The sequence below is a fragment of the Streptomyces sp. ISL-100 genome (assembly GCF_018614615.1).
Lineage (GTDB): Bacteria > Actinomycetota > Actinomycetes > Streptomycetales > Streptomycetaceae > Streptomyces.
Genome location: NZ_JAGGOK010000010.1, coordinates 84,393 through 97,426, shown reverse-complemented (window position 1 = coordinate 97,426; position 13,034 = coordinate 84,393). Strand labels below are relative to the sequence as shown.

Sequence of the window (13,034 nt, the reverse complement as noted above, 5' to 3'; positions counted from 1 at the left end):
CGGCCGTCCGCGACGCAAAAACACTTAACAACTTGGGAGAAAGGAATCCTTCCCACCCCACCCCGTCTTTCGTCACCCACACGGGTGATTGAGGGAATTCGGGTGCGGCGTGCGGGAGTTGGCGGGCTAATGTGCTGCCGCAGCAGACAACTCCACAAACTTTGACGGCCCCTGGCCGGGACGGGCATCCCGACCGGGGCCTCACCACGCAGGAAGCAAACCCTTCCCCATGGCTGAGAAGAACCTTAGCGCGCCCGCGCGCTCGCGGTCCGGCGGTTCCGCCGCCGGTGTCCGGCACATCAAGTTCCGGCACACGGAACGCTTCACCGTGCTCGGCAACCACCTCACGCAGCACCCCGACCTGTCGCTGACCGCGATCGGCCTCGCCGCGTACATCCAGTCGCTGCCCGACGGCTTCCGGATCGGCATCAAGGAGCTGGCGAAGAAGTTCGCCGAGGGCGAGGGGCGGATCGCCTCCGCGTTGAGGGAGTTGGAGGCGCACGGTTACCTTGTGCGGTCCAAGGAGCGGACTGCCTGCGGGAAAGTCGTGACCCGCACGGTCTTCTACGAAAACCCGGCGGCCGGTGTGCGGGCCGTCTTCGCGGACCTCGTCGGTGCGCCGGAGGTGCCGAGTGGGGCGGAGGTGGCGGCGGCCGTGCCGCCGTCCGAGTCGGAGGCTGTGGCTCCGTCGAAGTCGAGCGTCGTGGACGTGCCTACGGCAACAGTGAAGCCCCGACTACCGCTTCCCTTGCCCATGTCCGAGCCCACGCCCGAGATCCGCCGCACCGCCGGCGACCTCCTCGCGGGACTCCGTGGCCTCGACTCCCGGCTCAGGCTCGCCGAGGGGGACATCGATCGGCTCGTGCCCGCCGTGGCCGCCTGGCTGGAGCGGGACCTCAGCGTCACCGACGTACGCCGCGCGCTGCTTACGCGGTTGCCCGACGAACCCATCCACCGTCCCGCCGGGCTCGTTGCTCACCGGCTGGCCGTACTCCTGCCGCCACCTCTTCCGGTCTCCGCCCCGCCGGGCTGCTCCCTCTACGCGCCGCCATCCGTCACCCGCGCCCCCCTCCAGACTTGCGACGGCTGTGAACGCGCCTTCCGGTCCCACGTACGCGGTGCGAAGTGCCGCGAGTGCCGCGTCGAGGCCGACGACGAGGTCCGGATCCGACCCGTACTCGCGACCGCCCTCGCCGCCTAGCGGGGCGCCTACGGCAGTGGCGGGGCGCCCGTGCCCGCGGCTACCCCCGTCCCGTACAGCGCGTGTGCCGCGCGCATTACCAGGTCGTCCCGGTGGCGTGCGGCCACAAGTTGCAGACCGATGGGCAGGCCGCCCGCGTCCAGGCCGCAGGGCACCGTCGCCGCGGGCTGCTGGGTGAGGTTGAAGGGGTACGTGAACGGGGTCCAGCCGGTCCAGCGGCGGTGGCCCGAGCCCTTGGGCACCTCGTCCCCCGCCCCGAAGGCGGTGATCGGCAGGGTCGGCGTGACCAGCAGGTCGTACGCCGAGTGGAGGCGCCCCATGCGCCGGCCGAGATCCATGCGGACATCGACGGCCGCCAGATAGTCCAGCGCGCTGTACCGCGCCCCCATCCCCGCAATCTCGCGCAGGCCCGGATCCAGCAGCTCCCGCTGCTCCTTGCCGAAGTGCTGCACCAGCCGCGCCGCCCCGCTGAACCACAGCGTGTGGAAGGCCTCCACCGGGTCGGCGAAGTCCGGGTCCGCCTCTTCGACGTACGCTCCCGCCTCGGCCAGCGCCCCCACCCCCGCACGCACCGCCGCCGCCACCTCCGGCCGTACCGCCACCTGCCCGCCGAAGGACGCCGAGTACGCCACCCGAAGCCCCTTCACGCCACCCTCCAGGGCCGCGGTCATGCTCCCACCGGGCGCCAGCTGCGACCAGTCGCGCCAGTCGGGCCCGCTGATGACGTCCATCAGCAGCGCCGCGTCCGCCGCGTCCCGTGTCATCGGGCCCACGTGCGCGAGCGTCCCGAAGGGGCTGGAGGGGTAAAGGGGCACCCGTCCGTACGTCGGCTTCAGACCGAAGATCCCGCAGAAGGACGCCGGGATGCGGACCGAACCTCCGCCGTCCGTGCCGAGCGACAGCGGGCCCGCCCCGAGCGCCACGGCCGCCGCGCTGCCGCCGCTGGAGCCGCCCGCCGTGCGCGACGGATCGTACGGATTGCCGGTCACGCCACTCAGGGGCGAGTCGGTCACGCCCTTCCACCCGAACTCGGGCGTGGTCGTCTTGCCGAGGAACACCGCGCCGTGCTCCCGCAGCCGCGCGACCGACGGCGCATCCTCGTCCCAGCTGCCCTGCGCCCGCGTCGTCCTTGAGCCCCGCAGCGTCGGCCCGCCCCGCATCAGCAGCAGATCCTTCACCGACACCGGCACCCCGTCGACCAGACCTTGCGGCTCCTTCCTCCTCCACCGCGCGGCGGACGCCTCCGCCTGTGCGAGTGCGTCGTCTGCGTCGACCCGGACGAAGGCGTTGACGAGCGGCTGCACGGCTTCGATCCGGGCCAGGGCGGCGCGGGTCGCATCGACGGGGGAGAACTCACCCTTGTCGTACCCGGCCAGCAGTTGTCGGGCGGTCAGTGCGCTCAGGTCAGTCATGCATGGGGACGTACCCACGTTTCTTGTCCACCACGTTCGGCAGAGGGCTTCCGGCGGCCCAAAGTTCATACAATTCAACGAATTGCGCGCCAAGCTCGTCGCGCCAGCCGACCGTGTCGCCGCTCATGTGCGGGGACACGGTCAGGCCCGGGACGTCCCACAAAGGGCTCCCCGGCGGCAGCGGTTCCGCGCCGAACACGTCGAGCGCCGCGCCCGCGATCCACCGCTTCTGGAGGGCCGCGACGAGATCGTCCTCGACGACGAGCGGGCCGCGCCCCACATTGATGAAGCGGGCCGACGGTGGCATTACGCCGAATGCCGCCGCGTCGAACATCCCGCGCGTCGCGTCGGTTAGCGGCGCCGCGCACACCACCCAGTCGGCGCGTGAGAGCAATGGGGTCAGCTCCTGCGCGCCGTGCACGCCGGGGCGCGCGGTCCGACCGACCAGAGCGGTGACAACCCCGATAGCCTGGAGGAGGCGCGCGATTTCCCGCCCGATGGGCCCGGAACCGACGATCACCGCTCTGCTCCCCGCCACGCGCAGGGTCTCCCGGTGGCGCCAGCGCCGCTGCCGCTGGAGCTCCAGCGTGCCGGGCAGGTCCTTCGCCATGGCGATGACCAGGCCGGATACGTACTCGGCGATCGGCAGATCGAAGATTCCGCGGGCGTTGGTCACCACCGTGTCGGACGCCACCAGCTCGGGACAGAGCAGATGGTCGACCCCGGCGCTGGCGGTGTGCACCCAGCGCGGCCGAGGCCCGTCGCCCGGCCAGGCGCGGCGTACCGCATCGGAGGTGAAGTCCCAGACCAGAAGCACATCGGCGAGCGGCAGTTGACGGGCGAGCGTGGACTCGTCACCGTGCAGAATGCGGGCGCGTCCGGTCAGCCGGCCCAGGCGGGGCGGCGGATCGGCGTCGAGCACAAGAAGGGTCTCTTCGGACATGGAGGTAAAACCCCTTCGACACGTCTGAGATATGCGGATCGACCACGCTCGCACCCGAATTTACCTCTGATCCTGCGCTGGGCACCCCTGTGTTTACGGGGGAGGGAAAACGCATCCTTACTCCTGCCCGAGATGGCGACAGGAGGTGTTCTTTGTGGGTGTTGCGCATGGAGTGACCGCTGTGTAGGGCGGGGTTCGGATTCGAGCATGTGGTGGCCTGTATGAGGCGATACGGTGATCGTGTGAGCACGGAACGTGTGTATGGGAAGCGGCAGTTCGGGCATCGTGCCCGTCTGGCGTTGTCTCCGGTGCTTGTGGCCAGGGCGGATGAGCAGGCTCATGCGGCGCGCACGATGTGGAATCTGCTGCACGCGTGGTGGCAGATGATGCCGAAGGGCAAGCGGACCCTGGCCAACGCGGATGCCGCGATCCGCCAGGCCCGGGGTGACATCGATTTCCTCGCCGTGCTCCCGGCGCAGGCCGCGCAGGCGGTCTTGAAGACGTACTTCCAGGCGTGGAAGAATTGCTGGGACGGGCGTGCGGAGGCCCCCAACTTCAAGGGGCGTTTTCGGTCGGTGATGTCCGTGGACATTCCGCAGGGCCGGGATCTGAACATCAGCCGTGTGCACCGCCGCTGGGGCCAGGTGAACATTCCCAAGGTCGGAAGGGTCCGGTTCCGCTGGACCAAGGACCTACCCGTCGGCAAGCGGGCCAACGCGGACAACCGGATCACCGGGGCCCGCCTGGTCAAAGACGCGCTCGGCTGGCACATCGCCTTCCGCCTTCAGACGGTGGAACCCCGGCCGGACAACCACACCGGCCCAGAAGTCGGCATCGACGTCGGCGTCACCGTGCCCCTCGCCCTCTCAGACGGCACCACCTACGACCACGACCCGTGGCTCACCCAGTCCGAGCAGGCCAAACTCCTGCGCCTGGAGCAACGCGCCGCGCGGCGCAAGACACACCGCAAGGCCGCCAGGTCCACCTCCAGGCGGCTGCACCGTACCTATGACCAGATTGGTCGGCTCTGCGCGAAAGCCAAGCGCAGGGCCGTCGACTGGCAGCACAAGACCACCACCCACATCGCCAAGACATATGGCACGGTCGTGGTGGAAGCACTCAGCATCACGAACATGGTCAAATCCGGCAAGGGAACCCATGAGCAGCCGGGGAAGAACGTCGCCCAGAAATCCGGCCTGAACCGCTCCATCAGCCAAGAAGCGTGGGGCCGGGCCGTGACGATGCTGACGTACAAGAGCGCCCGCGAGGGCGGCACTCTGCACAAGGTCCCCACCCCGGGCACATCCCGACGCTGCTCCGAGTGTGGCTTGACCACACCGGGCAGCCGGGAGTCCCAGGCCGTGTTCGTGTGCAAGAACCCCGACTGCGGCTGGGTGGGCAATGCCGACCACAACGCAGGCCGGAACATCTTGCACCTGTACCGGGCGGGCCTCGCGCTCGTCCCGGCTGCCGGGAGGGCAGTCGCCAGGCGCGCACGTCGCGTCAAGCCCGCCACCGCAAGGTAGGCAGGAATCTCCCGGCTTCGGCCCGGAGAGCACTTCAAGGTCGTCAACACACGCACCCCCTGGGGGCCGCATTGGACATCTCCTTCCTCGGCGGACCAAGGCCACAACGCGGCGTAGGCGTCGTGGCCCCCTTCGACTTCGCGCTGGACCGGGAGCTGTGGCGCTGGGTCCCCGACGAAATCTCGCTGCATCTCACCCGGACCCCCTTCGTTCCCGTCGAGGTCAGCCTCGATCTGGCCCGCCTGGTCAGCGAACACCAGACGCTGCGCGAGGCGGTGCGGGCGCTGACCGCGGTGGCGCCCGAAGTCGTCGCGTACGCCTGTACGTCGGGGAGCTTCGTCGGCGGAGTGGCCGGCGAACGGGCCATGTGCGCGGCGATGGCCCAGGCCGGCGAGCTGCCCGCGGTCACCACGTCGGGCGCGCTGCTCGACGCGCTCGGCGAGATGGGCGCGCGGCGGATCGCGCTCGTCACCCCGTACACCGAATCAGTGACGCGCTCTTTGGAGGAATATCTCGCGCAGGCGGGGATAGCGGTCACGGGACGCGCTTTCCTCGGACTGACCAGTCACATCTGGAAAGTCCCCTACCGGGATGTGGTCGACATGGCCCGACAGGCGGTGGTGGGGGCGGCCGACTGCCTCTTCATCAGCTGTACGAATCTTCCGACGTACGACGTGATTCCGCAGCTGGAGGCGGAGCTGCGGATGCCGGTGCTCTCCGCGAACCAGGTCACGATGTGGTCCGCGCTGCGGCGGATCGGGGCGTGCGCCGTGGGGCCGTACCAGCAGCTGCTGATCGACGAGGCGGCGCGGACGCGGTCGCAGGCGCAGCCGCTGGAGCAGCCCCAGGAGCCCCAGCGGCCCCAGCAACAGGAAGGATGGTCATGACAGCGGTCGGGTTTCTCTACCCAGGTCACTCCGCGGAGGACGATTACCCGCGGATCGAGATGCTGCTGCTGGACAGCGATGTGCGGCTGTACGTCGTCCACACCGACATCGGCGAGGACGCGCACCGCGTCGACGCCCTGCTGGAGATGGGCTCGCCGGCGCGTCTTGCGGCCAAGGTGGAGGAACTGCGGCTGGCGGGCGCGGAGGCGGTGGTGTGGGCCTGCACGAGCGGCAGCTTCGTCTTCGGCTGGGACGGCGCGCACGAACAGGTCCGGTCCCTGGCGCGCGCGGCCGGCCTGCCCGCGTCCAGTACGTCGTTCGCGTTCGCCCACGCGGTACGGGAGGTGGGCGCGGCCCGGGTCGCGGTCGCGGCGACGTACCCCGACGACGTGGCGGCGTACTTCACCGACTTTCTCAAGGCGGCGGACATCGAGGTGGTCGCGGAGCGCGGCAGCGGCATCATCACGGCCGCGGAGGTGGGCACCTGGGGCCGGGAGGAGGTCCTGGAGCTGGCCCGCGCGGGTGACCATCCGGACGCGGAGGCGGTGCTGCTGCCGGATACGGCGCTGCATACGGCGGCGTACATCCCGGAGCTGGAGGAGACGCTGGGCAAGCCGGTCCTCACGGCGAACCAGGTCACGGTGTGGGAGGGCTTGCGGCTGGCGGGCCGCCGGGTCCGCTCCAAGCGGCTGGGCACGCTGTTCGCAACCCGCGAGTAGCCGCCTGCGGCGGGCCTGTGGGGCGCTGCCCCAGGCCCCGGTCCTCAAACGCCGGAGGGGCTGAGGTGTCGCCGGGGTACGTTGCTGGGGCTCCGCCCCAGACCCTGCTCCTCAAACGCCGGAGGGGCTGGAGTTGCCCAGGGGCTCATCCGAGCTGAGGGCTTCGCCCCAGCTCGAGGTCGCCGCGCTCCGCGCAATTGCCGTGCTCCGTGAAATTGCCGCGCCCTGGGACTCCAGCTCAGCAAAATCCAGCCCGTCCGGCGCTTGAGGACACGCCCGCAGGGCGTCTGTGTGGTCTGGGGGCTGGGGCTTGCCCCAGTTCGGGAAGGGGCGGGGTGGGGAAAGGCCCGCCGCAAGCGTACCGGCGCCCCACCCCGGGGGAATAACCGGAGCCCCCCTCCTGTTGGCGCACTCGGTGCACGCACCGCACCGCACCCGCACCACACCACACCCCAGGAGGAAACACCGGTGGACGCGATCCGAGGCACGGCGAGCGGAAGCGCGCCAGTACCCCTTTCCGTACTCGACCTGGCCACAGTCGGCCGCGGCACCACCGCCACCGACGCCCTGCGCACCAGCGTCGCCATCGCCCGCCAGGCCGAGACCCGCGGCTTCCACCGCTACTGGGTCGCCGAGCACCACTCCATGCCCGGCGTCGCCAGCTCCTCCCCGGCAGTGATCCTGGCCCACATCGCCGCCCACACCGACCGCATCCGCCTCGGCTCCGGCGGCGTCATGCTGCCCAACCACGCACCGCTGGTCATCGCCGAACAGTTCGGCACGCTCGAAGCATTCGCACCCGGCCGCGTCGACCTGGGCCTCGGCCGAGCCCCCGGCACCGACGGCGCCACCGCAGCCGCCCTCCGCCGCACCGAAAGCCTCCGCGAAGGCGCCGACGACTTCCCGCAGCAGCTCGCCGAGCTGACCCGCTTCCTCGACGACGACTTCCCCGACGGCCACCCCTACGCCCGCATCCACGCGGTCCCCGGCCCGGTCCAGGGCCCCGCCGCCCGCCCCCCGATCTGGCTGCTCGGATCCTCCGGCTTCAGTGCCCGCCTCGCAGCCACCCTCGGCCTGCCCTTCGCCTTCGCCCACCACTTCTCGGCGCAGAACACCATCCCGGCGCTCGACCTCTACCGCGAGTCGTTCCGCCCCTCGGCCGTCCTCGACGCCCCGTACGCCCTCATCGGCGTTTCGGCGCTCGCCTCGGACGACGAGAAGGAGGCCCGCCGCCAGGTCCTCACCGGCGCCTTGTCGATGGTCCGCCTGCGCACCGGCCGCCCCGGACTGATCCCGACACCCGACGAGGCTGCGGCGTACAACTTCAGCTCCATGGAGCGCGAGTTCGTCGACAGCTGGCTGGGCAACGTCATCCACGGCACCCCCGACGAGGTCCGCACCGGCCTCGACGACCTGGCCAAGCGCACCGGCGCGGACGAGCTGATGATCACGGCCAACGCCCACGGCGGCGACGCCCGCCTGCGCTCGTACGAGCTCATCGCGGACGCGTACGGCCTGCCCCGGACGTAACGCGTAACCTCGCGGCGGTCGCCGTCAGACCCGCTGCGGAATGACGGCGATCATCGCGGCGATACGCTCCGGCGTCACCGCGCGCGAGTACAGCCACCCCTGCCCCGTGTCGCACCCGATCCGCCGCAGCCGCGCCGCCTGCCCGGACGTCTCCACGCACTCCGCCGTGACCGTCAGCCCCAGCCGGTGCGCGAGCTGCACCAGCGCCTCGACAATCGTTTCGTCAGCCGGGTTGGCGTGGGCCTCGTCCTGGAAGCCGCGCACGAAAGACCCGTCCAGCTTGAGCACCGAGACAGGCAGCCGGCTCAGATACGCGAGATTCGAGTAGCCGGTCCCGAAGTCGTCGATCGCGATGTGTACGCCCATGTCGCTCAGCGCCTGCAAGGCCTGCAGCGGCCGTCCGGCCGAGCCCATGACCGCGGACTCGGTCAGCTCCAGTTGCAGCAGATGCGGCGCGAGCCCCGTCTCGGCGAGGATCTCGGCGACATCGGCCACCAGATCCGAATCCCACACCTGGCGTACGGCGACATTGACGCTGACGAAGATCGGCGGGGTGCCGGGGTGCGCGATCTGCCACTGCCGGGCCTGCCGGCACGCGGTCCGCAGTACCCACCGGCCGAGCTGGACGATCGACCCGTCCTCCTCGGCAATCGAGATGAACCGATTCGGCGCCAGCGTCCCGAACTGCGGATGTTCCCAGCGGACCAGCGCCTCCACCCCGCGTACGCCGCCGCCCTCCAGGTCCACCAGCGGCTGGTACTCCAGCGTGAACTCGCCGCGCTCGACGGCCGGGCGAAGCGTGCTCGACAGGGCCTGGCGGGTCATGCGGTGCGCGTTGCGCTCGGGGTCGAAGAGCGTCCAGCGCGCCTTGCCGTCCGCCTTCGCCCAGTACAGCGTCGTGTCGGCGGCCTGCATCAGACAGGTCGCGGTGGTCCCGGCCGCCAGCCGCTCCACGACCCCGATGGAGGCGGACACCGCCAGCCGCTGCCCTCCGAGGTCGAAGGGCTGCTGAAGGGCGGTCAGTACGGCCTGCGCGAGGTCGGCGAGCTGTTCCGTACCGGTGGAGTCCTCGACGAGCAGCGCGAACTCGTCGCCGCCGAGCCGCGCGACCAGATGGCTGCCGGCCCGCGCGTAGCCGTACTGGTCGGCGCACCTGGCCAGCCGCGAGGCCACGGCGGTCAGCAGCCGGTCGCCGACGCGGTGGCCGAGCGTGTCGTTGACGGCCTTGAACCCGTCGAGGTCGAGATAGCAGACGCCGATCCGGCCGGTGCGCCCGTCACCACCGTCACCCCCGTCGCCGTATGCCGAATTCTCCAGCGCGGAGGTGAGGCGCTCGAAGAAGAGCGTGCGGTTCGGGAGCCGGGTCACCGGGTCGTGCATCTGGAGATGGCGCAGCCTGGCCTGGAGCTCGCGCCGGTCGCTGGTGTCCGCGACCGACAGCAGGACGGTGCCGTTGTCCGGTACGGGCGTGATGGTGACCTCGGCCCACAGCGAGCGGCCGTCCGGGTGTTTGAGCCTGCGCGTGCAGCGGAATCGGGCGCGTCGGCCGGCGAGGACTTCGAGGTAGGCGTGGAAGCTGCGGGCGTCGGATGCCAGGTCGAGGAGGTCCGCGGCGGACTGTTCACGCAGCTGGAGGGTTTCCGTGCCGAGGAGCCCCGCGAGGGCGGGATTGGCGGTGACAACGAGGCCATCGCGGTCCACGACAGCCATGGCGAGCTGTGCCGCGTTCCAGGCCGCCCGGTAGTCGCGCAGCTCGGACGCCGAGCGACCGGCGCCGTTACTCTGTGTGACGGTTGGCCGGATCGTATCGGGTGCTGAACCGGGTCCTTCGGAGGTTCCGCTCACCGCTCGCTCCCGCAGGGCATCGATCACTTTTTGGTCGCTTACAGAGGTCGTCGGAGTCGTCGGCGGGGTGGGGGACCACCGCACGGGGCGGATTCCACGCAGGAAAGTGTGCCGATCATAGAGGCTGCCGGGACGGCCGATCCAGCTACGCCGCCGTGACCCCGAGCACGGGAGGGCCGCGGGCGATCGTTTCTGCACAGGTGCGCCTTGCAGTGTTCCTGCGTGATCGATTGTGACTTTCCGTGAGCCCGTCGGGGTGTCGGCGCCCCGATGGCCGCCGGAGGTGCTGGTCACCCGTGTGGGGCAGTGGAACAGGGCGTATCACACGAAAACCCAACAATGTGGGTGGCGTGTCCCGTATTTCCGTACCCGGAGGTCGACGTGGTCCGCCAGCAGACACCCGGGGGAGCCGACCCCCGAGCCGCCCCGTCCCGCCGATGCCGGCGGGAGCGCCTGCGCAGTACGGCCGCCGTGTTCACCTCCCTCACGGCGCTCGCCGCCACCTCGCTCGTCGCGCGCCCCGCGGTGGCGGCGCGGGGCGACGGGCCGTGCGTGCTGACGCGCACCGCGGCGCACCACTCGCTTGGCCTCGACACCTGGAACCCGGCCTACCCGCGCCCCATACGCACCCTCAACGCGGTCATGATCTTCCTGGCCTTCCCCGACTCGGCCCCCATGACCTCCCCGGACGAGCTCGCGGCCGACTACTTCCCGGGCACCAGCGACTTCTTCCGGCGCGCCTCGTACGGGAAATTCGCGCTGCGGGCGCACCCGCAGCGCGATTGGGTCGAGATGCCGCAGGACTCCACGGCGTACGGGATAGAGCGCGACTGGGACGCCGGGCGGCGCTCGGCGTACCTGCGCGACGCGGTGGCGGCGGCGGAAGACCAGGTCGACTTCACCCAGTACGACATCGTCTATCTCGTCGCCGACCCGGACGCGCCCGGCGTCGACTCCGACGCGACCAAGGTCGTCAACTTCGACAAGCCGCTGCACGCGGACGGCCGGGACATCAGGCGCATCGTCACCGTCTTCGAACAGCATCCGCCGGACCGCAATGTGCTGGCCCACGAGACGGGTCACGTCTTCGACCTCCCCGATCTCTACCACCGGCCGGTGGACGGCAAGGGCGACTGGGACACGTACGTCGGCGACTGGGACGTCATGGGAAGTCAGTTCGGGCTCGCCCCGGAACTCTTCGGCTGGCACAAGTGGAAGCTCGGCTGGCTGGACCGGCGGCAGGTGGCCTGCGTGGAGGGGACCGGCCCGACCCGGCTCACGCTGGAGCCGCTGGCGGCGAAGCTGCCCCGCGGCGCGACGGGCGGTACGCGGCTCGCGGTCGTACGGACCGGGAAGGGCAGCGTCCTGGCCGTCGAGGCGCGCAGTGGCGCCGGAAACGATGAGTCGCTGTGCACGGAGGGCGTGCTGATCTACCGGGTACGCAACGGAGCGGCCTCCGGGGGCGGGCCGATCGAGGTGGTGGACGCCCACCCGGAGACCGACGCGTGCTGGGACCGCTCGGTGTACCCGCCGCTGGCGGACGCGCCGGTGGGGGAGGGCGAGACGTTCACGGTGCCGGGGGAGGGGACCCGGGTGGAGGTGGCGGACCGTACGCGGTCGGGCGGGTGGACGGTACGGATCACACCTGGCGTCTGACCCGGGGAAACGAAAAAGCCCCTCACTCTCGCGAGGGGCTTTTCCCGTCTGTGCGCCGCCAGGGACTCGAACCCCGGACCCGCTGATTAAGAGTCAGCTGCTCTAACCAACTGAGCTAGCGGCGCCTGCTGACGTCGTAGACATTAGCACCCTGTTCGGCGGGAGGAAAAATCGATATCCGGGCCTCGGTGGCGGGGCCGGGGCGGGCCGCCCGTACGCACGCCCAGAGCATCGCCTCGGGGCCCGGCAGCCACGGATGGCGCACGTCGGGAGCGACCAGCCAGCGCGGTCCCGCGCCGGCGGAGGCGGCCGGTTCGCTGAGCGGGGGGACGGTCACGGCGTCGCCCGAGCCGTGACACAGGACCGGAGGCGGCACGGCGCCTTTCGCGCCGCCGTCCGCGGTGTTCCCCGTACGTCCCCACTCCTCCCAGGTGAGCAGCGACGGGAGCCGGTGGGCGGTACCGGGGCAGGTGAAGAGCAGCATCCGGCCGCGGTGGGTGGCGACCGGGCCGGAGCCGGGCCCGTCCGCCCATAACCGGTCCAGCATGCGCCGGCCGAAGACCGAGGGAACGCTCACGACGTCGAACGTGGAACCGCAGGGCAGGACGCACGGGTCGGTGGGGTGGGTCTCCCAGAGCGAGAGCGTGCTGCGCGGATACGCGGCGGCGGAGGCGAGCCAGGCCGCTCCGGCGGCGGTGACGTGGGCGGGGGTGTTGGAGTGCGCGTACGAGGCGTGCGGGGCGACGTCGTTTTGCTTGCAGGCGGTCATGGCGCCTAGATCTACCGGGAGTAGCCGTTCCGTTTCGGCGAGTTGCTGGAAATCGGGACAGGGCGGGGCGGTAGGGGGTATCTTGCGGCCCGGCATATGCCACAAGCCTTTGGCGGCGCGGTTATTGGATGCTTGCCGTTACGGATGCTTCGGGCCGCGCAGCAGGTCGCGGCCGAACTCGACCATCTTCTTGGCGTAGTCCTCGGTCCAGTCGGCGCGTTGTGCGATGTCCGCCGCGGACAGCCGGTCGAAGCGCTTGGGATCGGCCAGCTGGGCGGCCGCGATGGCCTGGTACTCGGTGGCCCGGTCGGCCGCGGTCCGGAACGCGAGCGTCAGCTCCGTGGCACGTTCCAGCAGCTCACCGGGGTCCTCCATCGACTCCAGGTCGAAGAAGTGCTCGGGATCGGCGGCTGCCTCCGAAGGCTCGAAGAGCAGCGGCGCGGGGCGCAGTCGCCGCTCGGTGCGCTCGGGTTCCGCCATGGGTTTTCCTTCCCTCTCGTGGCCATGCGTGCTCGATGGCCACCGTCCATTGTCCCGGACCGTGCA

At 70.7% G+C, this 13,034-nt stretch carries 11 protein-coding genes and 1 tRNA gene; 6 read left to right on the top strand and 6 right to left on the bottom strand.

All coding sequences use genetic code 11. The annotated features are described in order from the left end of the window. Window positions 1–229: 229 nt before the first annotated feature. Entirely contained in the window at window positions 230–1,201 is a 972-nt protein-coding gene (locus tag J7E89_RS05875) for a helix-turn-helix domain-containing protein (RefSeq protein ID WP_214969147.1), read from the top strand. An 8-nt stretch (window positions 1,202–1,209) separates the two neighbouring features. On the opposite strand, the gene J7E89_RS05870 is transcribed toward J7E89_RS05875, so the two are convergent. Together J7E89_RS05870 and J7E89_RS05865 are read right to left on the bottom strand one after the other, a co-directional pair. After that, window positions 1,210–2,613, bottom strand: a complete 1,404-nt coding sequence (locus tag J7E89_RS05870; RefSeq protein WP_214969145.1) for an amidase — start codon at window positions 2,611–2,613, stop codon at window positions 1,210–1,212. Continuing rightward, entirely contained in the window at window positions 2,606–3,556 is a 951-nt protein-coding gene (locus tag J7E89_RS05865) for a D-2-hydroxyacid dehydrogenase (RefSeq protein WP_214969143.1), read from the bottom strand. The genes J7E89_RS05870 and J7E89_RS05865 overlap by 8 nt, the downstream gene beginning before the upstream one ends. A 242-nt stretch (window positions 3,557–3,798) precedes the next feature. On the opposite strand from J7E89_RS05865, the gene J7E89_RS05860 reads away from it, so the two are divergent. From J7E89_RS05860 to J7E89_RS05845, 4 genes are all read left to right on the top strand, one after another. Further along, entirely contained in the window at window positions 3,799–5,082 is a 1,284-nt protein-coding gene (locus J7E89_RS05860) for a transposase (protein ID WP_308315350.1), read from the top strand. A 71-nt stretch (window positions 5,083–5,153) separates the two neighbouring features. Beyond that, window positions 5,154–5,969, top strand: coding sequence for a decarboxylase (locus tag J7E89_RS05855; protein ID WP_214969139.1), 816 nt, complete (start codon window positions 5,154–5,156; stop codon window positions 5,967–5,969). Continuing rightward, window positions 5,966–6,688 (top strand): aspartate/glutamate racemase family protein, encoded by a 723-nt coding sequence (locus J7E89_RS05850; protein WP_214969137.1) that lies wholly within the window; start codon window positions 5,966–5,968, stop codon window positions 6,686–6,688. Before J7E89_RS05855 ends, J7E89_RS05850 begins: the two co-directional genes overlap by 4 nt. 468 nt (window positions 6,689–7,156) lie before the next feature. After that, window positions 7,157–8,218, top strand: coding sequence for an LLM class flavin-dependent oxidoreductase (locus J7E89_RS05845; RefSeq protein WP_214969135.1), 1,062 nt, complete (start codon window positions 7,157–7,159; stop codon window positions 8,216–8,218). Window positions 8,219–8,242: 24 nt separating this feature from the next. On the opposite strand, the gene J7E89_RS05840 is transcribed toward J7E89_RS05845, so the two are convergent. Beyond that, the gene (locus tag J7E89_RS05840) at window positions 8,243–10,063 is read right to left on the bottom strand and encodes an EAL domain-containing protein (protein WP_214969133.1); all 1,821 of its coding nucleotides are present in this window, start codon (window positions 10,061–10,063) and stop codon (window positions 8,243–8,245) included. Between the two features lie 339 nt (window positions 10,064–10,402). Here J7E89_RS05840 and J7E89_RS05835 point away from each other — a divergent pair, with 339 nt between their 5' ends. After that, window positions 10,403–11,719 (top strand): M6 family metalloprotease domain-containing protein, encoded by a 1,317-nt coding sequence (locus J7E89_RS05835; protein ID WP_214969130.1) that lies wholly within the window; start codon window positions 10,403–10,405, stop codon window positions 11,717–11,719. A gap of 51 nt (window positions 11,720–11,770) precedes the next feature. On the opposite strand, the gene J7E89_RS05830 is transcribed toward J7E89_RS05835, so the two are convergent. The 3 genes from J7E89_RS05830 to J7E89_RS05820 all read right to left on the bottom strand — a co-directional run bounded on the left by J7E89_RS05830 (window position 11,771) and on the right by J7E89_RS05820 (window position 12,968). Beyond that, window positions 11,771–11,844, bottom strand: a tRNA-Lys gene (locus J7E89_RS05830). After that, window positions 11,835–12,488, bottom strand: coding sequence for a bifunctional DNA primase/polymerase (locus J7E89_RS05825; RefSeq protein WP_214969128.1), 654 nt, complete (start codon window positions 12,486–12,488; stop codon window positions 11,835–11,837). The genes J7E89_RS05830 and J7E89_RS05825 overlap by 10 nt, the downstream gene beginning before the upstream one ends. 138 nt (window positions 12,489–12,626) lie before the next feature. Beyond that, window positions 12,627–12,968 carry a hypothetical protein gene (locus J7E89_RS05820; RefSeq protein ID WP_214969125.1) on the bottom strand — a complete coding sequence of 114 codons (342 nt, stop codon included), beginning with the start codon at window positions 12,966–12,968 and terminating at the stop codon, window positions 12,627–12,629. Window positions 12,969–13,034: the final 66 nt, after the last annotated feature.

Bases quoted from the DNA above. Each gene is read 5' to 3' on its own strand.
- J7E89_RS05875 (WP_214969147.1), top strand. From the start codon at position 230: ATGGCTGAGAAGAACCTTAGCGCGCCCGCGCGCTCGCGGTCCGGCGGT.
- J7E89_RS05820 (WP_214969125.1), bottom strand. From the start codon at position 12,968: ATGGCGGAACCCGAGCGCACCGAGCGGCGACTGCGCCCCGCGCCGCTG.
- J7E89_RS05870 (WP_214969145.1), bottom strand. From the start codon at position 2,613: ATGACTGACCTGAGCGCACTGACCGCCCGACAACTGCTGGCCGGGTAC.
- J7E89_RS05825 (WP_214969128.1), bottom strand. From the start codon at position 12,488: ATGACCGCCTGCAAGCAAAACGACGTCGCCCCGCACGCCTCGTACGCG.
- J7E89_RS05850 (WP_214969137.1), top strand. From the start codon at position 5,966: ATGACAGCGGTCGGGTTTCTCTACCCAGGTCACTCCGCGGAGGACGAT.
- J7E89_RS05865 (WP_214969143.1), bottom strand. From the start codon at position 3,556: ATGTCCGAAGAGACCCTTCTTGTGCTCGACGCCGATCCGCCGCCCCGC.
- J7E89_RS05835 (WP_214969130.1), top strand. From the start codon at position 10,403: ATGTGGGTGGCGTGTCCCGTATTTCCGTACCCGGAGGTCGACGTGGTC.